At 39.4% G+C, this 216-nt stretch carries 1 protein-coding gene; it reads left to right on the forward strand.

Going from position 1 to position 216, the window contains the following annotated elements:
• Window positions 1-216, forward strand: a 216-nt coding sequence (locus NE668_RS10175) for a hypothetical protein (RefSeq protein WP_256196952.1), incomplete at both ends; no start/stop codon positions are given.

Raw genomic sequence — 216 nt, forward strand, 5'->3', positions numbered from 1 at the left:
GTATTTCCAAGAAACCATCATTACGCAGCGTAATAATCGATACGTAATTCCTGTAAAACAAGAGTATCGTCAATACTTTGATGGCCTAATTCACGACCGTTCAGCAACGGGTCAAACACTTTACATTGAACCGATGCGTTTGCTGAATCTAAATAATGAATTACAAGAGGCTTTGATTGGAGAAGAGCAAGAGGTCTTGCTTATTTACCGCGAGTT

It is taken from the genome of Veillonella parvula, assembly GCF_024461875.1.
GTDB lineage: Bacteria > Bacillota > Negativicutes > Veillonellales > Veillonellaceae > Veillonella > Veillonella parvula_I.